Consider the following 20854-nt stretch of genomic DNA (forward strand, 5'->3'; position numbering starts at 1 on the left):
TGACAAAGAGGGAAAATTCAATCGAAATGTCAACCGGTTAAAAGAATTCTCCGGGACTTCGGACCTATCGCGGCTCGGAGCAGTTTTCCGGCCCCTTGTCCAGCATTTCGAGTTTCGAGAGGGTGCCCGTCAACGTGAAATCCCCGTAATCCATGGTCAGATCGCGGGTGATGCCGTTCTCGTAGAGCTTGAAGGACATGTTGTAGACCGGCATGGGATCGCCCTGCGCGGCCTCGTTGAAATAGGCGATCGTCACCGGCCAGAAGGGCGTCCTGGAAAACTCGCCGGCCTTGTCGGCATCCGCATCGTCCTTCTGCGGTTCCTGCTGCTTGCCGATGACAGTCGTCGTCAGGAGCGCCTGGTCGCCGTTCTCGGAGCCGTCGAAGACGCGCGCCTCGAAGAAATGCTTGCCTTCCTTGGCGTTGTTGATCACGTCCAGCATATGGCCGGTCGGGAATTCGCTGGCCGGCAGGTCGATCTCGCGGCCGTCCGGCTGGGTGATCTCCACCTTGACGCCGCTCTCCGCCTTGCTCGCATCGCCGCTCACCTGCCTGTCGAGCTGCTCGTCGGTGAAGGACTTCGTCTCGAAATGGAACTGGCGGGCGGACATGTCCTCGAAAGTCGTGGTCTGCTGATCGCTGAGCCGCGTCTCCTCGCCGGTGTCGATCTTGGTGACCAGACGGAAATTCGTCGAAAACCCGGTACAGGCCGAACCCGTGAACTCGTAGACCATGCGGCCGAACATGCCCTCGATGCCGGAACGTTCGGACGCATCCTTGAGCTTCAGGTCGTAAATGGCGCGATGCGGCACGAGGGCCCGAGCGGCGCTGTCGGTGTTCGCGCTGGCGCAGGTGGCGGCCATGAGGCTCGCGCTACCGGCAAGGATCACCCCGAGACTCATGCGCAACATTCACATTCTCCTGTTGGACTCAGTAGGCGGTGTTATAAGAACGCCATCTGACCAAGCTAAGGCCTTGATGCAGGATTTTTGAAGAATTTACAACAAAACGGGAGTCGAAAATGACCGAAGCCATCGATGGCCGCCTGAAGGAACTGGGGATCGTCCTCCCCGTCGCCGCAGCGCCTGCCGCCAATTACGTGCCGTACACGATCAGCGGCACGACGCTCTATCTTTCCGGCCAGCTTCCGATCGAAGACGGCAAGGTCGCGGTGACCGGCCTCGTCGGCCGGGATGTGGACGTACCCACCGCACAGCGGGCCGCCGAACTCTGCGCCATCAACATTCTCGCCCAGGCGAAGGCCGCACTCGGCGGCGATCTCGGCAGGATCCGCCGCATCCTGAAGCTTAACGGCTTCATCGCGTCCACGCCCGATTTCACCGAACAGCACCTGGTCATGAACGGCGCCTCCAACCTCATCGCCAATGTGCTCGGCGATGCCGGCAAGCATGCCCGCGCGGCCGTCGGCATGGCCTCCCTCCCGCTCAACGCCGCCGTCGAAGTCGACGCCATCATCGAGATCGACGCATGACCTCCGCATCCTGGATCAAGGATCTCCCGGTCGCACACCGCGGCTATCACGACATGAACCATCAGGTCTGGGAGAACACGCTTTCGGCTTTCGCCCGCGCGGCGGAAGCGGGCTTTGCGATCGAATGCGACGTGCAGCTCGCCGCCGACAGCGTTCCGGTGATCTTTCACGACGACGACCTCGAAAGGCTTTGCGGCATCAAGGGCGACATCCGGGAAAAGACCTCCGCCGAGCTAGGCCTGCTCGCCGTCGGCGGCACAAAGGACAAGGTGCCGACGCTGAAGCAGATGCTCGGCCTCGTCGCCGGCAGGGTGCCGCTCGTCATCGAGCTCAAGGGGCGGACAGGCGAAGGCGAGGACGACGGCTTTGCCGAAACAATGCTCGAAACCCTCGAAGGCTACCAGGGCAAGGTGGCGCTGATGAGCTTCGACCACCATATCCTGCGCGACCTGAAAAGGGCCGGTTCCCCCTATCCTCTGGGCCTGACCGCCATGGGCGACAAGCCGGAGGAATTCTTCGCCCACGACGAAGCCATGCAACTTGGCCTCGATTTCATTTCCTACCACTACCCCCACCTGCCGAACAGCTTCATCACGGCTCAGAGAGCAGCCGGAATTCCGGTCATTACCTGGACCGTGAGGGATGCAAACGGGCGCGAACATACCTATAAATATGCAGACCAGATGACCTTCGAAGGTTTCGACCCACGGGAGGCTCCCTCCTCCTCCCAGTAAAGCAGAGTATGACCGGCAATCTTACGATCCGCATCGAAAAGTCCTTCTGCGCGATCAGCCCTGAAAGCTGGTCGCGTCTTTCGGGCACCTCAAAAGCCTCGTCGTCCGTAGAGGTCCCCTACAATCCCTTCCTCTCGCATGCCTTCCTTTCGGCGCTGGAGGAGTCCGGCTCGGCGACCGCGAAAACCGGCTGGCTGGGGCACCATCTGCTTCTCGAAGACGACCGGGGCGCGCTGATCGGCGCCGTCCCGGGCTATCTGAAGAGCCACAGCCAGGGCGAATATGTGTTCGACCACGGCTGGGCGGACGCTTTCGAGCGCGCCGGCGGACGCTACTATCCGAAGCTGCAGTGCTCCGTGCCCTTCACGCCGGCAACCGGGCCTCGCCTGCTCGTCTCCTCAGGCTATGACAAGGAGGCGACCGAGCTGACGCTTGCCGCAGGTCTCCAGGAGGTGACACGCCAGCTCGGCGTTTCCTCCGCGCATGTGACCTTCGTCGCCGAGGATCAGCTCGCGGCCTTCGAAGAGGCCGATTACCTGCATCGCACCGACAAGCAGTTCCATTTCATCAACGAGGGCTATGCAAACCACGACGCCTTCCTCGAAACGCTCGCCTCGCGCAAGCGCAAGGCGCTGAAGAAGGAGCGGCGTACGGCAGTCGAGCACGGCATCACCATCGACTGGCTCACGGGCAGCGATCTGACCGAGAATATCTGGGACCAGTTCTTCGAATTCTACATGGACACCGGCAGCCGCAAATGGGGCCGCCCCTATCTCACCCGGACATTCTATTCGCTGATCGGCGAGCGGATGTCCGAGGATATCCTGCTCGTCATGGCGAAGCGCGACGGCAAATACATCGCCGGGGCGATCAACTTCATCGGCGGGGATGCGCTCTTCGGCCGGCACTGGGGCTGCATCGAGGATCACCCCTTCCTACATTTCGAGGTCTGCTACCACCAGGCGATCGATTTCGCGCTGGCAAAGGGCCTGAAGCGGGTCGAGGCGGGCGCGCAGGGAGAACACAAGCTGGCGCGCGGCTACCTGCCTGTCACGACGCATTCCATGCACTATATCGCCCATCCGGGGCTTCGCCGCGCGGTCGCCGATTATCTGGAACGCGAGCGGCAGGAAGTCGAATATATGAACGAGTATCTTTCCGAGCACAGCCCTTTCCGCAAGGGCGAGCGCCAGCAGGAAGACTGATCGAGAATATCCAAGGAGAGGACATATCCATGAGCGGCCAGGCCTACGACCCCAACAATATCTTCGGAAAAATCCTGCGCGGCGAGATCCCCTGCCACCGGGTCTACGAGGATGCCGATACGCTGGCCTTCATGGATGTCATGCCGCAGTCGCCGGGCCATCTGCTGGTGATCCCGAAAGTGCCGTCGCGCAACATCCTCGACGCCGATCCGGCGGTGCTCTCGAAGCTCATCCCGGTGGTGCAGAAACTCGCCAAGGCCGCCAAGGAAGCCTTCGAGGCTGACGGCGTCACGATCGTCCAGTTCAACGAACCGGCGTCCGGCCAGACCGTCTATCACCTACATTTCCACGTCATCCCGCGCTATGAGGGCCTGGCGCTGAAACCCCATTCCGGCCAAATGGAAGACAACAACGTACTCGCCGCCCATGCCGAAAAGCTGATCGGTGTTCTGGGGAATTAAAAGCCAATCCACCAGAGGCCGGCCACGAGGATGGCCATCGGGACGGCGACACCGACCGCAACCTTGCGGCCGGTCGCCAGAAAAACGGCAAAGCCGATGCCGGCAGCACCCAGCCGCAGCCAGAGCGGCGTGTCGGCCAGCGTGCCGTTCGGGAAAACGATCAGCTTCGCGGTGACCGCCATGACGAGCGCGGTCGCCACCGCCCTCACCCAGTAGAGCGCCTCGGACTCCTCGTTCAGCCGGTTGCCCGCCACCACGCCCAGCCAGCGCCAGATATCGGTGGCCAGGAAGCCGGCGACGGCAATCACGATGAAGGTCCAATATTCCGCAATCATCGTGCGGCTCCCTTGACCATGCGCTTCTTCTTCCGCCGCGACCGATCGACCAGATAGGCGATCGTGCCGCCGCCGATGCCGGCGTAAAGCACGTCGAATTCCGGCGTGACCAGCGCCAGGAGCGGGCCGAGCGCGACACCCATGACGAAGGCGAGCTTCACCACCGGCTGACGCGCGCTCGCCCAGATCGACGCGATGAAATAAACGGGCGTCAGGAAGAAGAGGACGCCCGCGACGACCGGCGGAAAACTCGACGCGATGCCGTAGAAGACCGCCACCACCAGCGTGCCGGTGAGCGTCAGCGTCACCCCGAACCCGGCGAAATAGATTGCCCGATGCTGGCGCGGCACGTTGCGCATCGTGGTGATGGCAAAGACCCAGGAGGTAATCGCGATGAAATGCGACAGGATCAGCAAGGCCCAGATCGGTGTCCGCTTCGTCCGCATTTCCGGGATGATCGAGGCCACCATCGGCGTCATGCGGATCGAGGAAAGCGTAACCGCCAGAAAACAGGCGGCAATATTGACGCCGCTCGCCATGCTGCCGATCAGGATGACCTGAGCCGGCAGCGCCCAGACCGCCAGCGACATGAAAACGGCTTCGGCCCGCGTCAGCCCGGATTCCAGCGCGAAGGCGCTGAAACCGACGATCGACGTCAGCAGGATAAGGGCCGGCAGCGAAACGAGGCCCCGCATGCCGGTGAAGAACCAGGATAAGGCGCTGCGGTCGTCACTGTCTGGAGACATGGGTCATTCGGCGGGTCATCGGCGGGAATCATGTTTTAAAAACGACGATGCCGGGACGAGCCCGGCATCGCAACGGCTTTTTGGAACAGCCCTACTTGCTCTTCGGTACGCGCGGCACGGTCGTGCCCTTGCGGGGCGCGGTCCTGGGCGCCTCGTCCGAGGCGATCACGTCCGCATCGACCATGGCGCGGGAGCGCGCGGGACCATTGTCCTTGTCCTTCGGCGAAGACTTCCTCGAGGCCTTCGGCTTCGATGTCTTGGCCACGGTCTCCTCGGCAGCTTCTTCCACCTCGGCCTCCGGCTTCGGCTTCACAGGCGTCGCCTCGGGGATGGCGTCGAGGATCAGCTTGTCCTTGCCGTCCTCGTCCTTGCCGACGGTGACGCGCACCACGCCGCCCTTGCGAAGCTTTCCAAAGAGGATCTCGTTCGCCAGCGGCTTCTTGATGTGCTCCTGGATGACGCGGGAGAGCGGGCGGGCGCCCATTCTCTCGTCGTAACCCTTGTCGGCCAGCCAGGCGACGGCATCCTCGTGCAGGTCGAAGGTGACGTTGCGTTCCGAGAGCTGCGTCTCGAGCTGCATGACGAACTTCTGCACGACCTGATGGATGACTTCCGTCGGCAGAGGCGCGAACGGGATCACCGCATCGAGGCGGTTGCGGAATTCCGGCGTGAACAGGCGGTTCAGCGCCTCCTCGTCCTCGCCGGTACGCTTGGACGAACCGAAGCCGATGGCGGCCTTGGCCATTTCCGAAGCGCCCGCATTGGTCGTCATGATCAGGATGACGTTGCGGAAGTCGATCTTCTTGCCGTTGTGGTCGGTCAGCGAACCGTGGTCCATGACCTGCAGCAGGATATTGTAGATATCCGGATGCGCCTTCTCGATCTCATCGAGCAGGACCACGCTGTGCGGATGCTGATCGACGCTGTCGGTCAGGAGACCGCCCTGATCGAAGCCGACATAGCCGGGAGGTGCGCCGAGCAGCCTGGAGACCGTGTGGCGTTCCATATATTCCGACATGTCGAACCGCAGCAGCTCGACGCCGAGCGAGGAGGCAAGCTGCTTGGCGACTTCCGTCTTGCCGACGCCGGTCGGACCGGAGAAGACGTAAGCGCCGATCGGCTTGTTCGGCTCGCGCAGGCCCGCGCGGGCGAGCTTGATCGAGGTTGCCAGGGCATCGATCGCCTTGTCCTGGCCATAGACCACCGAACGCAGTTCCTTTTCCAGGTTGGCGAGAACCATCTCGTCGTCCTTGGAAACGGTTTTCGGCGGGATGCGGGCCATGGTGGCGATCGTCGCCTCGATCTCCTTCTCGGTGATCAGCTTGCGGCGCTTGGACGCCGGCAGCAGCATCTGCGCCGCACCGGTCTCGTCGATCACGTCGATCGCCTTGTCCGGCAGCTTGCGGTCGGAGATGTAGCGGGCCGAGAGCTCGACAGCCGACTTGATCGCCTCGTTGGTGTAACGCAGCTTGTGGTACTCTTCGAAATAGGGCTTCAGGCCCTTCATGATCTCGATCGCATCGTCGATCGACGGCTCGTTGACGTCGATCTTCTGGAAGCGGCGAACGAGCGCCCGGTCCTTTTCGAAGAACTGGCGGTATTCCTTGTAGGTGGTCGAACCGATGCAGCGGATCGCGCCCGAGGAGAGCGCCGGCTTCAGGAGATTCGAGGCATCCATCGCGCCGCCGGAGGTGGCGCCGGCGCCGATCACCGTGTGGATCTCGTCGATGAAGAGAACCGCACCCGGATATTCTTCCAGTTCCTTGACGACCTGCTTCAGGCGCTCCTCGAAATCGCCCCGATAACGGGTGCCGGCCAGCAGCGTGCCCATGTCGAGCGAGAAGATGGTGGCGTCGGCGAGAGCCTCCGGCACCTTGCCTTCGATGATCCGCTTGGCGAGCCCCTCGGCGATCGCCGTCTTGCCGACGCCGGGATCACCCACATAGAGCGGGTTGTTCTTGGAGCGGCGGCACAGGACCTGGATCGTCCGGTTGACCTCGGCGTTGCGGCCGATCAGCGGGTCGATGCGGCCTTCGCGGGCCTTTTCGTTCAGGTTGACGCAATAGGCTTTCAGCGCGTCCTGCGGCTTCTTCGCCGAACCCTCTTCCTGATCGCGGGACGAGGGCTTGGCGTCGGAATCCGCCTCTTCGGCGCCGCGCGGCGTGCGGGTCTGGGAGGAACCCGGACGCTTGCCGATGCCGTGAGAAATGTAGTTGACCGCATCGTAGCGGGTCATTTCCTGCTCCTGCAGGAAGAAGGCCGCATGGCTTTCCCGTTCCGCGAAGATCGCGACGAGAACGTTGGCGCCGGTGACTTCCTCGCGGCCCGAGGACTGGACGTGGATGACCGCGCGCTGGATGACGCGCTGGAAGCCGGAGGTCGGCTTCGAATCCTCGTCGTAACCGGTGATCAGGTTGGCAAGCTCGTTGTCGACATAATCCGTGACGGTCTTGCGCAGAGATTCCAAATTGACGTTACAAGCGCCCATGACCGCCGCCGCATCGGCGTCGTCGATCAACGCCAGAAGCAGGTGTTCGAGCGTGGCATATTCGTGATGCCGCTCGTTCGCGAAGGTCAGTGCCTGATGCAGCGCCTTTTCAAGACTAGGCGAAAATGTTGGCACGTCGGGTTCCTCACTTCTTTTCCATAACACATTGCAGCGGATGCTGGTGCTGCCGGGCGAAGTCCATGACCTGGGACACCTTGGTTTCCGCTACCTCGTAGGTATATATTCCGCACTCCCCCACGCCATGATTGTGCACGTGGAGCATGATGCGCGTCGCGGCCTCCCGGTCCTTCTGGAAGAAACGCTCCAGAATGTGGATGACGAATTCCATCGGGGTATAGTCGTCATTCAACAGGAGTACGCGATAGAGATTGGGCCGTTTGGTCTTCGGTTTCGTTCGGGTGATGACCGAGGTTCCGCGGCCCGCGTTGTCTCCGTCGCCACTCTTTTCGCGTTGCATCAAGATCGGCAGTGCGATCATCTTCATTCATTCCCCAGTCGTCCGACGACCGTACACCGAATGGCCGATCGGCCGGACTTCAGTCTTCCTAACTTAGTTCATTGGAGGCGGATTTTAAGCCCCCTTTCGGCCCGCGCAATCACTATTCCGCTAGAGAGACGACCGAACCTGCGGAAAATCGGAGTTTTCCGCACCGGCCGGAATCAAAAAGGCCGGCAGCACCGAGCGCCGCCGGCCTTCTGTGATGAAGGCGCCGTTCGAAGAACCCGCTCGCGCCGTTACGCGGCGTTTGCGGTCGCCACGGCTGTCGACTTGGCAACCGGCACCTCGTAGGGCTTGTAGACCGATCTGGCGAGGTCGGCATACATGTCGCTCATCTTCATCGCCTCGGCGACGAAACCTTCATAGGCGGACTTGATGTAACTGGTCTGCAGCTCGTAGGCGGCCTCGACGCTGCGCGTCGCAGCCAGCGCCTCCATGAAGGAGGTCATCTCCTGGAAGGACTTCTTCGAGTAATCGCCGGTTTCCGTAGCGATAGCCTGGAAACCCTTGGCAACCTCGGAATAGCTCTTCAGCATTCCGTCCATCGCTTCCTTGCTCTTCTTGCTGGCATCATCGAAATTGAACATAGCGCGGTCCCCTGTTCTATTCGGATGCACTGATAGAACGGGGGCATCCGGCAAAAGTCAAGGCTGATTTGTGCGCCGCAAAACCACCATCAGTTGCGGCTCCACATATGCAGATGCATAGATAGAATGAGCTTCCTGATTTTGCAGAGATATCTCAGGCGGCCACAACCAAAGCGGAAATCGGCGCCTGTTTTTTGTCGCGAGGAGACTACAACCGAAAAGCGGGCCGAAAAGGCCCGCTTGGAATTTTTCCGGATCAGATCGGCCAATCAGAGATCGAGGGGACCGATGTCCAGGCGATCGATCAGAGATCGACGTCCAGGATCGCCATGGAGAAGTTGTAGGAGCGGTCGCCGTCCTCGTCATCGACATAGATGACGCCGAGGAACTCGTCGCCCAGATAAACTTCCGCGGAGTCGTCCTTGCGCGGACGCGCCTTGACGACGACCTGCGGGTTGAGCAGGCGTTTGAAATAGGCGTCGAGCTTCTTGATTTCGTCCGGTTTCACAATTCTCTCCGTCAGCGGTTCCGAGTTGCGGCGCTTTTGGCACGGGACAAAGGCGAAAGTAAAGCCGCCAGACACCGCCCGCCGCTCTTTACCTCCACCGAAAAGCAGGCGGCGAGTTCAATCCTCGGCGTTCAGAAGCTGGTCCATCAGGCGTGCGGGTTCCGAACACCCGGCGCTCCCCACCACCTTGGCCGGCACGCCGGCGACGGTCGATTTGGGCGGAACCGGCTTCAGCACCACGGAGCCTGCGGCCACGCGCGAGCAGGAGCCGACTTCGATATTGCCGAGGATCTTGGCGCCCGCGCCGATCAGCACGCCGTTGCCGATCTTCGGGTGACGGTCGGCTCCCTCCTTGCCGGTTCCGCCGAGGGTGACCCCGTGCAGGATCGAGACATTGTCGCCGATGACCGCCGTCTCGCCGACCACGAGACCGGTGGCGTGATCCAGGAAAATGCCCTTGCCGATGCGGGCGGCCGGGTTGATGTCCGTCTGGAAGACGCTGGACGAGCGGCTCTGCAGATAGAGCGCGAGATCGCGGCGGCCCCGGTTCAGGAGCCAATGCGCCAGGCGATGCGTCTGGATCGCGTGGAACCCCTTGAAATAGAGCACCGGCTCCAGGAACCGCAGGCAGGCGGGATCGCGATCGTAGACGGCCTGGATGTCGACGCGCAGGACCGCGCCCCATTCCGGCCAGTCAGCCAGCATTTCCATAAAAGTCTGGCGCAGAAGCACTGCCTGCAAATCCGCATGGTCGAGACGCTCGCAGATACGATGCACGACGCATTCCTCGAGCGAACGATGGTTCAGCACCGTGGAATAAAGGAATGCGGCGAGCAGCGGATCCTGCTCGGCTGCCGCGCGGGCTTCCTGGCGCAGCGTGTCCCAGATGGGATCGACCGTTGCCACGGGCTCCTGGCGGATTTCAGTTCTTGCGGCCATAGCCGTCTCCTTTTGCCGTACGGCAGGATATATAGAATAAGTTTACGACAAGGCCAACGGTCGCAAAATCGCATTCCGTTGATCGTTAAGATGAAGAAACTTACGGCCTTGCCGCCAGTTCCCCGTAGAAATCGAGAACCGCCTTTTTGAAGACCCTGTCGCCGACGGCCAGCATATGGTCCCGGCCCGGAATGTCGAGAGCGATCGCATGCGGCATAAGGGCGGCGAGTTCCTGCGGCGAGCCCGCTATGTCGTCCTTCGTTCCGACCCCGATCAGCGTCGGCGCGTCGATGCGGCCCATGTCCGCCCGGGAGACGAGGTCTCGGGAGCCGCGGATACAGGCGGCAAGCGCCGGCTTGTCGCTCTTCGTCTGATCCGCGAAGGCGCGGAACATCTTTCCGCGCGCATGAATGATCTCCTCGACCGAGGGGGCAAGCAATGCGTCGGCGATCGGGTCCCAATCCCCTACCCCGTCGGTCATGCCGATGCCCAAGCCGCCCAGCACCAGCGAGCGCACGCGATCGGGATGGGCGAGAGCGGCGAAGACCGAGATGCGGGCCCCCATGGAATAACCGAAGAGATGCGCTTCCGGTATCCTCAGATGATCGAGAAGAGCGATCGCGTCCTCCGCCATCACCCAAGGCCTGTAAGCTTCCGGATCGAGCGGCTTGTCGCTCGCGCCATGGCCGCGGTTGTCCATGGCGATCACCCGGTAACCGGCATCGCCCAGGGTCTTCAGCCAGCCGGGATGCACCCAGTTGACGAGCGCGCTCGATGCGAAGCCGTGGATGAGCAGCACCGGATCGCCGGACGGATCGCCTTCGTCGAAATAGGCAAGGTTCAGGCCGTCGTGGGAAAAAGACGAGAAGGCGGGGGCATTGAGGTTCATCGATCGTCCTGTGGGGTCGTCCTGCGGGCATCTTTCGGCGGACCATAGGCGATCCGCTGTTCCGTTTGAACCCGCAGGGAACACGAAATCGGCCGGCCTGCGACGGTTTTCCCACTACACAATCAGGGAGAGGGACGATAATGTCCGCCGCAAATCAGAAGCATGGAGACCATCATGGCCGGGCACAGCATTCCTCATTTCCAGAACGACGGCGGATATCCGGTGATCCAGATCGGCGTGAGGGAATTCATGTGCACCGGCGCATCCGTGCCGTTCGACCATCCGCATATCTTCATCGACCTCGGCGACGACGTGGAAAAGGTCTGTTCCTATTGCTCGACGCTCTACCGCTACAACCCGTCGCTGAAGCCCGAGCAGACCGATCCGCCGGGCTGCGTCTTCCACGTCCAGGCCGCGTGACGATTTCCCCCGAACGGCCAATAAGATGCCTATCGAAAGAGTAGCGATCATCGGCGCCGGCATGGCGGGGCTGACGGCTGCGCTCTCCTTCGCCCGGCACGGGATCGCCTGCGACATTTTCGAGGAAGCGGACGCCCTGGTCGAAGTCGGCGCCGGCCTGCAGGTCTCGCCGAATGCCTCGCGCGTGCTCTCCACGCTCGGCGTCCTCGGCCGGCTCGAAGCCCTCTGGACGGAGCCCGAACGCATCGCGCTCGTCTCCGGCATGTCGCTGAGGCCGCTTGCCCATGTCCCGGCCGGCCGCTTTGCCCGCGAGCGCTGGCGCGCGCCTTACGGCGTTCTGCACCGCGCGACGCTGCAGAAGGCGCTGCTTTCGGCGGTCGAGCAAGACCCTCTCTGCACACTGCATCTCGACACGCCGGTCCGGGAGGACGCCCAGGGCAGCCTCGCCCGGATCACCGGCAAGACCTATCCGCTGATCGTCGGCGCCGACGGCGTCTGGTCCAGTCTGCGCGCCAGCATACCGCACAGTCCGAAGCCGGATTTTTCGCGCAACGTCGCATGGCGCTTCACGATCGACCAGAGCGCCGCTCCGTCCTGGCTCGCCGCCAACCAGGTGACGGCCTTTCTCGGCCCCTCCACCCATGTGGTCGCCTATCCCCTGAAAGAGATCGGCGGCTTCAACATCGTGGCGATCGCCTCCGGCATCAGCCCGGGCGAAACATGGGACGCCGAGGCCAGCGAGGCGCAGCGGGCCATGCTGCTTTCCCAGTTCCATCGCTGGGACCGGCGCATCGCCGATCTGCTGGCCAAGGCCGAGCGGCCGACCTTCTGGCCGCTCTACGAGGTGAGCACGGGCCGCTGGCACAACGGCCGGGACCGGGTGCTGATCGGCGATGCGGCGCATGCGATGATGCCGTTCGCGGCCCAGGGCGCGTCGATGGCGATCGAGGACGCCTTCATGCTCGCCAACCGCGTCGCAGGTTCCCTGCCCCTCGCCCAGGCGCTTTCCGCCTTCGAAAGCGAACGGACGGGGCGGATCGCCAGGGTCCGCGCCCGGGGCCTCTTCAATCGCTTCGCCTATCACGCCCGCGGCCCGCTCAGGTTCGGGCGCGACATCGTGCTGTCACTGCGTCCGCCGCAATCGCTCGCGGCGGACCTCGACTGGCTCTACGGCTTCAGGCCCGAGTGATCGCGCGCTTCGATCACACCTCGGCCGCGGCCGCGAAGCCGGCTTCCAGGTCCTTCCTGAGATCGGCAGCGTCTTCGAGGCCGATCTGCAGGCGGATGACCGGCCCTTCCGGCGGCGCCTTGCGGATTGTGCGGTCCGACAGGTTGACGTTCACCGCGAGGCTTTCATAGCCGCCCCAGGAATAACCGAGGCCGAAGAAAGACAGCGCATCCAGGAAGGCATGCGCCTTCGCCCTTGCCTTGCCGTCTTCCGCCTTCAGCACGAAGGAGAAGATGCCGCTCGCGCCCTTGAAGTCGCGCTTCCAGATCTCATGGCCTGGGAAGCTCGGCAGCGCCGGATGCAGGACGCGGGCGACATCGTCGCGGGTCTCCAGCCACCTGGCGATCTCGAGCGCGCTCTTCTGGTGATGTTCGAGCCGCACGCCCATGGTGCGCAGGCCGCGCAGGATGAGATAGGAATCGTCCGGCGCGCCGCAAATGCCGAGCGTGATGCGGGATTCTTCAAGCCGGGGCCAGTGCTTGGCGTTCGCCGAGACGGACCCCATGATGATGTCGGAATGACCGGACGGATATTTGGTCGTCGCATGGATCGACACGTCGACGCCGAAATCGAGCGGCCGGAAATAGAGCGGCGTCGCCCAGGTATTGTCCATGGTGACGACGCAGTCGTGCCTGTGCGCCACGTCGGCGATCGCCCTTATATCCTGCATCTCGAAGGTGTTGGAGCCCGGCGCCTCGGTATGGACGAGCCTGGTGTTCGGCTTGATCAGCGCCTCGATGCCGGCGCCGATCTCCGGATCGTAATAGTCCACCTCCACGCCCAGCCGCGTCAGCATCGTGTTGCAGAAATTGCGGCACGGCGTGTAGACGGAATCGACGATCAGCGCATGGTCGCCGGCCGAAAGATAGGCGAGAAACGGCACCGTGATCGCCGCAAGCCCCGACGGAACGAGAATGGTGCCCGCGGAGCCTTCCAGTTCGTCGAAGGCATTGCAGAGCGCCTCCGTGGTCGGCGTCGCGCGCGTGCCGTAGGTATATTTCTGGGCCCGCTTCTCCATCGTTTCGGAATCGGGGAACAGCACCGTCGAAGCGTGCACGACCGGCGGATTGACGAAGCCGTGGTAACCGGAAGGGTCATGGCCCATATGGGCAAGGCGCGTGTTCGGACCGGCGCCGGCGAACAGGGATTCGTTCTTCTTCTTCATATCGGGGAAAGCTTTCATTGGCAGTGGTGGACAGGAGTTTTGCCGTCCCGATGCCTCCCGGTCAACCCCGGCGGCGCGCCGCTATGGCAAAGACATCAGGCGACCTTCTATCCTGCGGAAAAAGCTGATGTTTTGATCACAACCTGCCCAAACTTTAGGTGCCTGATGAATTTCCGGGCTGTGACGAGGAATTTACCTCATTTTTGACGCAATTCGAAAAGGCGACACTTGACCCTGCGTTGTTTTGCGAATGAGATAGCACGTACCCGCAACGGGAGGGTTGGCGGGCGACCGGCCGTATTCAGAGAAAACAGGGGAGCGGCCCGGTGTCATCAAATCACACAAAACCAAGAGATAAGGTTGGGAAAATGAAAAAGACGCTTCTGTCAGCCGCGATTGGCGCAGCGGTTCTGGGGTTTGCATCGGCTGCATCGGCTGCCACTCTGGACAACGTGAAGTCCAAAGGTTTCATCCAGTGCGGCGTCAACACGGGTCTTGCCGGCTTTGCCGCACCGGATTCGGGCGGCAACTGGACCGGCTTCGACGTCGATTATTGCCGCGCGGTCGCTGCCGCCATCTTCGGCGATCCGAGCAAGGTGAAGTACACGCCGACCACCGCGCAGGTCCGCTTCACGGCGCTGCAGTCGGGTGAAATCGACCTGCTCGCCCGCAACACGACCTGGACGATCAGCCGCGACACGGCTCTCGGCCTGAACTTCCGTTACGTCAACTATTACGACGGCCAGGGCTTCATGGTTCCGAAGAGCCTCAACGTCAATTCGGCTCTCGAACTCTCGGGCGCCGCCGTCTGCGTCCAGTCCGGCACCACGACCGAACTCAACCTCGCCGACTACTTCAAGGCGAACAACCTGCAGTACAACCCGGTCGTCTTCGAAAAGCTCGAAGAGGTGAACGCCGCCTACCAGGCCGGCCGCTGCGACGTCTACACGACCGACCAGTCGGGCCTCTATTCGCTGCGCCTGTCGCTTTCCAACCCGGACGAACACATCATCCTTCCGGAAATCATCTCCAAGGAGCCGCTCGGCCCGGCCGTCCGCCAGGGCGACGACCAGTGGTTCGACATCGTCACGTGGGCGGGCTATGCCCTCGTCCAGGCCGAAGAATTCGGCATCACCCAGGCCAATGTCGACGAGATGAAGAACTCGACCAACCCGGACATCCGCCGCTTCCTGGGCGTCGAAGCCGACACCAAGATCGGCACGGACCTCGGCCTCACCAATGACTGGGCCTACAACATCGTCAAGGGCGTCGGCAATTACGGCGAAGTGTTCGAGCGCAATATCGGCGCCAACACGCCCCTCAAGATCCAGCGCGGCCTGAACGCCCTGTGGTCCAAGGGCGGCCTGCAATACGCACCGCCGGTCCGCTGATCGGCACGGCCGAGACCAGATAAGGCGGCATAAGCCGCCTTATCTCCCATAAAAACAAAAACCCATAAAAAGAAGAAGACCTTAAAAACAAGGTCACGGGGAAAGGCCAGCATGACAGATCACGCTGCAATGGCGCCTTCCGAGGCACGGACCCTCAGGTCCTACGTTTACGACCCCAGATACCGGGGTATTTTTTTCCAGGTTCTCACGCTCCTCATCGTCGTCGTCCTCGGCTGGTGGATCTTCGACAATACCGCTGCAAACCTCGCCCGTTCCGGCACCGCCTCCGGCTACGGTTTCTTGAGGGGACGCGCCGGTTTCGATATCGGCCAGTCGCTCATTTCCTATACCAGCGACTCCACCTATGGCCGCGCCATCGTCGTCGGCTTCATCAATACGGTCCTGGTCGCCGTTCTTGGCATCATCACGGCCACCATCGTCGGGTTCGTCGTCGGCATCGGCCGCCTTTCGAAGAACTGGCTGATCGCCAAGCTCTGCACCCTCTATGTGGAGATCTTCCGCAACATTCCGGTGCTGCTCATCATCTTCTTCTGGTACAAGGGCGTGCTCGACTCCCTTCCCCAGGTCCGGGATTCGCTTGCGCTTCCGTTCAACGTCTTCTTGAACAATCGCGGCCTCGCCTTTCCGAAACCGATCTGGGGCGAAGGCGCCTGGCTGATTCCGGCGGCCTTCCTCGTCGGCATCATCGTCACCATCGGTGTGGCCCGGTGGGCGAAACAGCGACAGGCGGCGACAGGCAAGCAGTTCCACACGATCTGGACCGGCATAGGCCTCATCGTCGGCCTTCCCATCCTCGCCTTCTTCGTGGCGGGCTCGCCTCTCACCTTCGATTATCCGATCGCGGGACGCTTCAACCTGACGGGCGGCGCGCGCATCCTTCCCGAATTCGTGGCGCTCTATCTCGCGCTTTCGCTTTACACGGCCTCCTTCATCGCCGAAGTCATCCGCGCCGGCATACGCGGCGTTCCGAAGGGCCAGTCGGAGGCCTCCTTCGCTCTCGGCATGCAGCCTGCCCAGACGACCCGGCTCGTGGTGGTGCCGCAGGCGATGCGCATCATCATTCCGCCGCTCACCAGCCAGTATCTCAACCTGACGAAGAACTCCTCGCTCGGCGTTGCGATCGGTTTTCCCGAGCTCTTTTCCACGACCAGCACGACGCTGAACCAGACCGGCCAGGCGGTGGAGGCGATCTCCATCATGCTGACCGTCTATCTGGCGATCAGCATCGCGACATCGCTGTTCATGAACTGGTTCAACGCCAAGATGGCGCTGGTGGAAAGGTAAGGTCCCATGGATACGAAAAACCTCGCCTATGTCCGCACCGAGATGCTGGCGCCGGCGCCCGCCCCGCTCAGCACCAGCACCGTCTCCGGCTGGGTTCGCGCCAATCTGCTCGCGACGCCGAAGGACACGGCCCTGACGATCATCGCCATCGCCCTCCTTCTCTGGACGGTGCCGGGCATGCTGCAATGGCTGTTCTTCGACGCCGTCTGGTCCGGTGCCGACCGCTCCGCCTGCACGACCATCGCGCAGGGCGGCGTGCAGCCCGACGGCTGGAAAGGCGCCTGCTGGGCCTTTATCGGCGACCGCTTCCAGCAGTTCATGTTCGGCCGCTATCCGCTGGACGAACGCTGGCGGCCGATCCTCGTCGCGATCCTGTTCGTGGCATTGCTCGCACCGCTGCTGATCCCGAAAGTGCCGCGCAAGGGCCTCAACGCCCTGCTCTTCTTCGTCGTTTTCCCGGTCGTCGCTTTCTTCCTGCTGCATGGCGGCGCCTTCGGCCTCGACGAAGTGGAAACGCCGCTCTGGGGCGGACTGATGGTGACCCTCGTCCTCTCCTTCGTCGGCATCGCCGTGTCGCTTCCCGTCGGCATCCTGCTCGCGCTCGGACGCCGATCGCACATGCCGGTGATCCGCACGCTCTGCGTCGGCTTCATCGAGATCATCCGCGGCGTGCCGCTGATCAGCGTCCTCTTCATGGCGAACGTGATGCTGCCGCTCTTCCTGCCGACCGGCTGGACGATCGACAACTTCCTGCGCGCGCTGGTCGGGGTGGCGATCTTCGCGTCCGCCTATATGGCGGAAGTCATCCGCGGCGGCCTGCAGGCAATCCCGAAAGGCCAGTCCGAGGGCGCCGATTCCCTCGGCCTGAGCTACTGGCAGAAAATGCGGCTGATCATACTGCCGCAGGCGATCAAGCTCGTCATTCCGGGCATCGTCAACACCTTCATCGGCCTCTTCAAGGACACGTCGCTCGTTTCGATCATCGGCATGTTCGACCTGCTCGGCATCGTGCGGCTCAATTTCACCGACAACAAGTGGTACGGCGATTTCCACGTGCTGCGCGACATCAATCTCAAGGTCATGCGCGGCGAGCGCATCGTCATCGCCGGCCCGTCCGGCTCCGGCAAGTCGACGATGATCCGCTGCATCAACCGTCTGGAAGAGCATCAGTCCGGCTCGATCATCGTCGACGGCATCGAGCTCACCAACGACCTGAAGAAGATCGACGAAGTGCGCCGCGAAGTCGGCATGGTGTTCCAGCAGTTCAACCTCTTCCCGCACCTGACCATCCTGGAAAACTGCACGCTGGCGCCGATCTGGGTCCGCAAGATGCCGAAGAAGCAGGCGGAAGAGATCGCCATGCATTATCTCGCCCGCGTCAAGATCCCGAGCAGGCGGACAAATATCCGGGCCAGCTCTCCGGCGGTCAGCAGCAGCGCGTGGCGATCGCCCGCGCGCTCTGCATGCGGCCGAAGATCATGCTGTTCGACGAGCCGACCTCGGCGCTCGACCCGGAAATGGTCAAGGAAGTGCTCGATACGATGATCGACCTCGCGGAAGAAGGCATGACCATGCTCTGCGTGACCCACGAAATGGGCTTCGCCCGGCAGGTAGCCGATCGCGTCATCTTCATGGACCGCGGAGAGATCGTCGAGCAGAATTCGCCGGCGGAATTCTTCGACAATCCGCAGCACGAGCGCACGAAACTCTTCCTCAGCCAGATCCGGAATAACGCGCCTTCACGCCCGCTATCGGATCGGGCGAGCCCGATGTCTTGTCGAGCGCGCCGCTGATGGTCAGGTTCCTGCCGAAATTCTTCTCGACCCCCAGCCCGGCGCCGACCACCTTGAACCCGTTGCCGCCGGAGGCGCGTGCGATCACGGCCGTGCGGCTCGGCGAATGCGACAGGCGGATCGATTGGGTGGTGTCGACGCCACACCAGTCACCGGCCGTACCATCGTAGCGCATCACGTAACTGCTCCGCCTCTCGATATCGATCGTCGGCGTGGCGACGTGCTTTTCGTAATAGTTCATCGTAATGGCGGCATTGCCGTTGTTGCCGTCGAGATCGAAACCGATATCGCGGTTCGCCTCATAGGCCGGCGTCTGTATCTTCGTGGCGGTGAAGCTGCTCCAGAATTTGATGGGCGTGTCGACCGGCGTACCGCTTTTCGTCGTGTTCACGCCCATGGAGACGCCCGCCTCCGGCTCGAGCCGTGTCGGCAGCTTCAGGCCGAGCTTGACGGAATAGCTGGTGTCGGAGCCTTTGGAAGGCTGCCAGATCAGCGGCTTGTCGTCCGCGAGCACGGGCTGGGCGTTCAGCAGAACCGTGACGGTCAACGCCGCGAAACCTGCGGCAAAAGTCTTGATGTTCATGGATAATCCCCGCTCAGGCCAATAAGCATTTTGGTACGCTCGGGATGCAGGCATATGGCTGCCTGTCACTTAAAATATATGGAAGCAGCTCCGGCTGCATGAATCGCCGCCTCGAATGCGTTCCGAAGCGAACATGAATAGTATATGAACGAATGCGGCACATCCAAAGCCACAATACGAAAAATTTGCGGATATCGCCTTTGCTTGCTCGCTTTCTGACGCAATGCAGCAACAGTTGCCCGTGCCGGCCGAACGCAGGAGCGAAGCGGTACGATGATAAGGGTCGGACAAAAGTGAGAGTGGCGACCCCTGTAGGACTCGAACCTACGACCTGCTGCTTAGAAGGCAGCTGCTCTATCCAGTTGAGCTAAGGGGCCGGATGCAGCGCCCGGCATACTTGCGCCGGGCCGCGGAAAATCGATGTCTTCAATGCGTCCAGGGCTGGATGCGGTTGAAGCGGAAATTGTCCGTATAGGAGACGACCTGGCGCGCCGATTCCTTCGGCTCGATCACCCGGTACTCGATGCCCTCGCGCTTGGCATAGGCCTCCGCCTGCTCCCGGGTCTCGAAGGTCAACCGAAGCTGCTGCTTCATGTCGCCGGAAGAGGTATAGCCGAGGATCGGGTCGATGCGGCGCGGCTGTTCCTGGTCGAACTCCAGCACCCAGAGATGGGTCTTGGCCTTGCCGGACTGCATGGCGGTCTTTGCGGGACGATAGATCTTCGCGGGCATTTCTGTAACGCTCCATGGAATGGAACGTCCGTATAGCTTTGCCTGGAAAGCGTGGTCGGAGTGGAGAGATTCGAACTCCCGACCCTCTGGTCCCAAACCAGATGCGCTACCAGACTGCGCTACACTCCGTTCCTACGTCGGTTGCGAGATACACGGTTCCTTTTTGTGCCGCAACTCCAAAATGGCGACCTTTCGGCCTCGCACCCAAAAGAAATCCGGGACAGCTACCGATTGCCGATCCGTTTGCCGATCACCCTGTCGCCCACCCCGATGCCGAGCGCCTTCGCCCTGCCGGCATTGATCTCCAGCACGAATTTCACCGGCCCTTGCGAATCGATGATGTCCCGCGAGAAAGGCACCGCGTTCTCCCTGATATGGGAAATCGTGCCGTCGGCCTGGATGAACAGCATGTCGAGGGGCAGGACGGTGTTTTCCATCCACATGGAAACCCGGCGCACGTCCCCGAAATCGAACAGCATGCCGTGATCCGGCGCCATCTCCTTGCGGTACATCAGACCCTGCTGCCGCTGGGCGTCGGTCAGCGCCAGCTCGATCGAGAACCTGTGGGTCTCGCCGCCGGCGGTCCTGATCGAAAGCTCGTCGCGCGGGAAGATCACCTGCTGCTGCGCCCCCGCGGCACCGGCCAGAAGCAGAAAAAGCGCCGCAAGGGCGCTTTTGACAATCATCGAGAACGAGATGCGCATCAGTGCGACCGGCTTACGGGATTGGGGCTGTCGGGATGGATCTCCGCGGCCATCAGCCCCTTCTCGCCGGGTCCGTAACGGACCAGCACGACCTGGCCGGGGCGCAGTTCGGTGAGGCCGAAACGCCGCAGCGTCTCCATATGCACGAAGATGTCCTCGGTCCCCTCACCCCGCGTCAGGAAACCGAAGCCCTTGGTGCGGTTGAACCATTTCACCAGGGCCCGTTCCAGGCCGCTGGTGGCGGTCACTTGTACGTGAGTGCGCACCGGCGGAAGCTGCGACGGATGGACGGCGGTCGACTGATCCATGGAAAGGATACGGAAAGCCTGGTAACCGCGATCCCGCTTCTGCACCACGGCCACGATCCGCGTGCCTTCGAGAATAGTCTGGTAGCCGTCGCGGCGCAGGCAGGTCACATGCAGAAGAACGTCCTGCATACCGTTGTCGGGCACGATGAAGCCGAAACCTTTCGCCACATCGAACCACTTAACGACGCCGGTAATCTCAATCAGCTCAACCGGTTCGCCCGAGAGCTCCTCGAAACTGGCAACGCCCTTCGATGACATCCTGTCTGCCATATCCTGCCGGCCCCTCGATTACGCGTTACGACGTGACGGTTCAACTGATTCC

At 62.1% G+C, this 20854-nt stretch carries 22 protein-coding genes, 2 tRNA genes and 2 pseudogenes; 10 read left to right on the forward strand and 16 right to left on the reverse strand.

The features are described from left to right. Window positions 1–64: 64 nt before the first annotated feature. Window positions 65–862, reverse strand: coding sequence for a cell envelope integrity EipB family protein (locus tag QTA58_RS21895; protein ID WP_289673273.1), 798 nt, complete (start codon window positions 860–862; stop codon window positions 65–67). A 158-nt stretch (window positions 863–1020) separates the two neighbouring features. Here QTA58_RS21895 and QTA58_RS21900 point away from each other — a divergent pair, with 158 nt between their 5' ends. The 4 genes from QTA58_RS21900 to QTA58_RS21915 are packed head-to-tail and all read left to right on the forward strand — an operon-like array spanning window position 1021 to window position 3891. After that, entirely contained in the window at window positions 1021–1491 is a 471-nt protein-coding gene (locus QTA58_RS21900) for a RidA family protein (protein ID WP_085424221.1), read from the forward strand. Further along, a complete protein-coding gene (locus QTA58_RS21905) occupies window positions 1488–2225 on the forward strand; it encodes a glycerophosphodiester phosphodiesterase (protein WP_289670821.1) in 738 nt (245 codons plus the stop codon). Before QTA58_RS21900 ends, QTA58_RS21905 begins: the two co-directional genes overlap by 4 nt. Before the next feature lie 8 nt (window positions 2226–2233). After that, complete coding sequence (locus QTA58_RS21910) at window positions 2234–3430, forward strand: GNAT family N-acetyltransferase (RefSeq protein WP_289670822.1); 1197 nt, start codon at window positions 2234–2236, stop codon at window positions 3428–3430. Window positions 3431–3459: 29 nt separating this feature from the next. After that, the gene (locus QTA58_RS21915) at window positions 3460–3891 is read left to right on the forward strand and encodes an HIT family protein (protein WP_289670824.1); all 432 of its coding nucleotides are present in this window, start codon (window positions 3460–3462) and stop codon (window positions 3889–3891) included. Here the strand turns inward: QTA58_RS21915 and QTA58_RS21920 are convergent. From QTA58_RS21920 to QTA58_RS21955, 8 genes are all read right to left on the reverse strand, one after another. Next, entirely contained in the window at window positions 3888–4226 is a 339-nt protein-coding gene (locus QTA58_RS21920) for an AzlD domain-containing protein (RefSeq protein WP_085424217.1), read from the reverse strand. The two genes, QTA58_RS21915 and QTA58_RS21920, sit on opposite strands and share 4 nt — an antisense overlap. Beyond that, a complete protein-coding gene (locus QTA58_RS21925) occupies window positions 4223–4972 on the reverse strand; it encodes an AzlC family ABC transporter permease (RefSeq protein ID WP_289670827.1) in 750 nt (249 codons plus the stop codon). Before QTA58_RS21925 ends, QTA58_RS21920 begins: the two co-directional genes overlap by 4 nt. Before the next feature lie 91 nt (window positions 4973–5063). Next, window positions 5064–7595 (reverse strand): ATP-dependent Clp protease ATP-binding subunit ClpA, encoded by a 2532-nt coding sequence (gene clpA, locus QTA58_RS21930; RefSeq protein ID WP_289670828.1) that lies wholly within the window; start codon window positions 7593–7595, stop codon window positions 5064–5066. Window positions 7596–7605: 10 nt separating this feature from the next. Beyond that, on the reverse strand, window positions 7606–7959 hold the full coding sequence (clpS, locus tag QTA58_RS21935) for an ATP-dependent Clp protease adapter ClpS (RefSeq protein WP_085425081.1): 354 nt from the start codon (window positions 7957–7959) through the stop codon (window positions 7606–7608). Between the two features lie 257 nt (window positions 7960–8216). Further along, a complete protein-coding gene (locus QTA58_RS21940; protein ID WP_085424214.1) occupies window positions 8217–8567 on the reverse strand; it encodes a phasin family protein in 351 nt (116 codons plus the stop codon). 304 nt (window positions 8568–8871) lie between these two features. Next, window positions 8872–9075 carry a DUF3126 family protein gene (locus QTA58_RS21945; protein ID WP_085424213.1) on the reverse strand — a complete coding sequence of 68 codons (204 nt, stop codon included), beginning with the start codon at window positions 9073–9075 and terminating at the stop codon, window positions 8872–8874. A 117-nt stretch (window positions 9076–9192) separates the two neighbouring features. After that, window positions 9193–10014 (reverse strand): serine O-acetyltransferase, encoded by an 822-nt coding sequence (gene cysE / locus QTA58_RS21950; RefSeq protein WP_085424212.1) that lies wholly within the window; start codon window positions 10012–10014, stop codon window positions 9193–9195. A 100-nt stretch (window positions 10015–10114) separates the two neighbouring features. Then, window positions 10115–10903, reverse strand: a complete 789-nt coding sequence (locus QTA58_RS21955; RefSeq protein WP_289670830.1) for an alpha/beta hydrolase — start codon at window positions 10901–10903, stop codon at window positions 10115–10117. Between the two features lie 174 nt (window positions 10904–11077). On the opposite strand from QTA58_RS21955, the gene QTA58_RS21960 reads away from it, so the two are divergent. Further along, window positions 11078–11323: a zinc-finger domain-containing protein gene (locus QTA58_RS21960; RefSeq protein WP_289670832.1), complete on the forward strand. Its 246-nt coding sequence runs from the start codon at window positions 11078–11080 to the stop codon at window positions 11321–11323. 25 nt (window positions 11324–11348) lie between these two features. Further along, window positions 11349–12512, forward strand: a complete 1164-nt coding sequence (locus QTA58_RS21965; protein WP_289670833.1) for an FAD-dependent monooxygenase — start codon at window positions 11349–11351, stop codon at window positions 12510–12512. Between the two features lie 13 nt (window positions 12513–12525). On the opposite strand, the gene QTA58_RS21970 is transcribed toward QTA58_RS21965, so the two are convergent. Further along, window positions 12526–13716: a cystathionine beta-lyase gene (locus QTA58_RS21970; protein ID WP_289670835.1), complete on the reverse strand. Its 1191-nt coding sequence runs from the start codon at window positions 13714–13716 to the stop codon at window positions 12526–12528. A gap of 368 nt (window positions 13717–14084) precedes the next feature. Between QTA58_RS21970 and QTA58_RS21975 the strand changes: the two genes are divergently transcribed. The 4 genes and pseudogenes from QTA58_RS21975 to QTA58_RS21990 form a co-directional block, all read left to right on the forward strand. Next, on the forward strand, window positions 14085–15107 hold the full coding sequence (locus tag QTA58_RS21975) for an amino acid ABC transporter substrate-binding protein (RefSeq protein ID WP_289670837.1): 1023 nt from the start codon (window positions 14085–14087) through the stop codon (window positions 15105–15107). Window positions 15108–15218: 111 nt separating this feature from the next. Next, window positions 15219–16412: an amino acid ABC transporter permease gene (locus QTA58_RS21980; protein WP_289670838.1), complete on the forward strand. Its 1194-nt coding sequence runs from the start codon at window positions 15219–15221 to the stop codon at window positions 16410–16412. A 6-nt stretch (window positions 16413–16418) separates the two neighbouring features. Then, window positions 16419–17441, forward strand: a pseudogene (locus tag QTA58_RS21985) (amino acid ABC transporter permease); the annotation flags it as partial. Between the two features lie 24 nt (window positions 17442–17465). After that, window positions 17466–18142 (forward strand): annotated as a pseudogene (locus QTA58_RS21990) (amino acid ABC transporter ATP-binding protein); the annotation flags it as partial. Here the strand turns inward: QTA58_RS21990 and QTA58_RS21995 are convergent. The 6 genes from QTA58_RS21995 to QTA58_RS22020 form a co-directional block, all read right to left on the reverse strand. Continuing rightward, window positions 18126–18788: a hypothetical protein gene (locus tag QTA58_RS21995; protein ID WP_289670839.1), complete on the reverse strand. Its 663-nt coding sequence runs from the start codon at window positions 18786–18788 to the stop codon at window positions 18126–18128. The pseudogene QTA58_RS21990 and the gene QTA58_RS21995 overlap by 17 nt on opposite strands. 300 nt (window positions 18789–19088) lie before the next feature. Then, window positions 19089–19165 (reverse strand) — tRNA-Arg (locus tag QTA58_RS22000). A 49-nt stretch (window positions 19166–19214) separates the two neighbouring features. Beyond that, entirely contained in the window at window positions 19215–19520 is a 306-nt protein-coding gene (locus QTA58_RS22005) for an ETC complex I subunit (protein ID WP_085424204.1), read from the reverse strand. 52 nt (window positions 19521–19572) lie between these two features. Beyond that, window positions 19573–19649 (reverse strand) — tRNA-Pro (locus tag QTA58_RS22010). Window positions 19650–19744: 95 nt separating this feature from the next. Further along, complete coding sequence (locus tag QTA58_RS22015) at window positions 19745–20224, reverse strand: DUF192 domain-containing protein (RefSeq protein ID WP_289670840.1); 480 nt, start codon at window positions 20222–20224, stop codon at window positions 19745–19747. Beyond that, window positions 20224–20802: a cold-shock protein gene (locus QTA58_RS22020; RefSeq protein WP_085424202.1), complete on the reverse strand. Its 579-nt coding sequence runs from the start codon at window positions 20800–20802 to the stop codon at window positions 20224–20226. Before QTA58_RS22020 ends, QTA58_RS22015 begins: the two co-directional genes overlap by 1 nt. Window positions 20803–20854 lie beyond the last annotated feature (52 nt).

Origin of the sequence: Neorhizobium sp. CSC1952, from assembly GCF_030378245.1 — a bacterium.
Classification (GTDB): Bacteria; Pseudomonadota; Alphaproteobacteria; order Rhizobiales; family Rhizobiaceae; genus Neorhizobium; species Neorhizobium oryzae_A.

Bases quoted from the DNA above. Each gene is read 5' to 3' on its own strand.
- QTA58_RS21940 (WP_085424214.1), bottom strand. From the start codon at position 8,567: ATGTTCAATTTCGATGATGCCAGCAAGAAGAGCAAGGAAGCGATGGAC.
- QTA58_RS21905 (WP_289670821.1), top strand. From the start codon at position 1,488: ATGACCTCCGCATCCTGGATCAAGGATCTCCCGGTCGCACACCGCGGC.
- QTA58_RS21910 (WP_289670822.1), top strand. From the start codon at position 2,234: ATGACCGGCAATCTTACGATCCGCATCGAAAAGTCCTTCTGCGCGATC.
- QTA58_RS22020 (WP_085424202.1), bottom strand. From the start codon at position 20,802: ATGGCAGACAGGATGTCATCGAAGGGCGTTGCCAGTTTCGAGGAGCTC.
- QTA58_RS21995 (WP_289670839.1), bottom strand. From the start codon at position 18,788: ATGAACATCAAGACTTTTGCCGCAGGTTTCGCGGCGTTGACCGTCACG.
- QTA58_RS21895 (WP_289673273.1), bottom strand. From the start codon at position 862: ATGGCCGCCACCTGCGCCAGCGCGAACACCGACAGCGCCGCTCGGGCC.
- QTA58_RS21915 (WP_289670824.1), top strand. From the start codon at position 3,460: ATGAGCGGCCAGGCCTACGACCCCAACAATATCTTCGGAAAAATCCTG.
- QTA58_RS21900 (WP_085424221.1), top strand. From the start codon at position 1,021: ATGACCGAAGCCATCGATGGCCGCCTGAAGGAACTGGGGATCGTCCTC.
- QTA58_RS22015 (WP_289670840.1), bottom strand. From the start codon at position 20,224: ATGCGCATCTCGTTCTCGATGATTGTCAAAAGCGCCCTTGCGGCGCTT.
- QTA58_RS21980 (WP_289670838.1), top strand. From the start codon at position 15,219: ATGACAGATCACGCTGCAATGGCGCCTTCCGAGGCACGGACCCTCAGG.
- QTA58_RS21925 (WP_289670827.1), bottom strand. From the start codon at position 4,972: ATGTCTCCAGACAGTGACGACCGCAGCGCCTTATCCTGGTTCTTCACC.
- QTA58_RS21955 (WP_289670830.1), bottom strand. From the start codon at position 10,903: ATGAACCTCAATGCCCCCGCCTTCTCGTCTTTTTCCCACGACGGCCTG.
- QTA58_RS21960 (WP_289670832.1), top strand. From the start codon at position 11,078: ATGGCCGGGCACAGCATTCCTCATTTCCAGAACGACGGCGGATATCCG.
- QTA58_RS21970 (WP_289670835.1), bottom strand. From the start codon at position 13,716: ATGAAGAAGAAGAACGAATCCCTGTTCGCCGGCGCCGGTCCGAACACG.
- QTA58_RS21965 (WP_289670833.1), top strand. From the start codon at position 11,349: ATGCCTATCGAAAGAGTAGCGATCATCGGCGCCGGCATGGCGGGGCTG.
- cysE (WP_085424212.1), bottom strand. From the start codon at position 10,014: ATGGCCGCAAGAACTGAAATCCGCCAGGAGCCCGTGGCAACGGTCGAT.
- QTA58_RS21920 (WP_085424217.1), bottom strand. From the start codon at position 4,226: ATGATTGCGGAATATTGGACCTTCATCGTGATTGCCGTCGCCGGCTTC.
- QTA58_RS21975 (WP_289670837.1), top strand. From the start codon at position 14,085: ATGAAAAAGACGCTTCTGTCAGCCGCGATTGGCGCAGCGGTTCTGGGG.
- QTA58_RS22005 (WP_085424204.1), bottom strand. From the start codon at position 19,520: ATGCCCGCGAAGATCTATCGTCCCGCAAAGACCGCCATGCAGTCCGGC.
- clpS (WP_085425081.1), bottom strand. From the start codon at position 7,959: ATGATCGCACTGCCGATCTTGATGCAACGCGAAAAGAGTGGCGACGGA.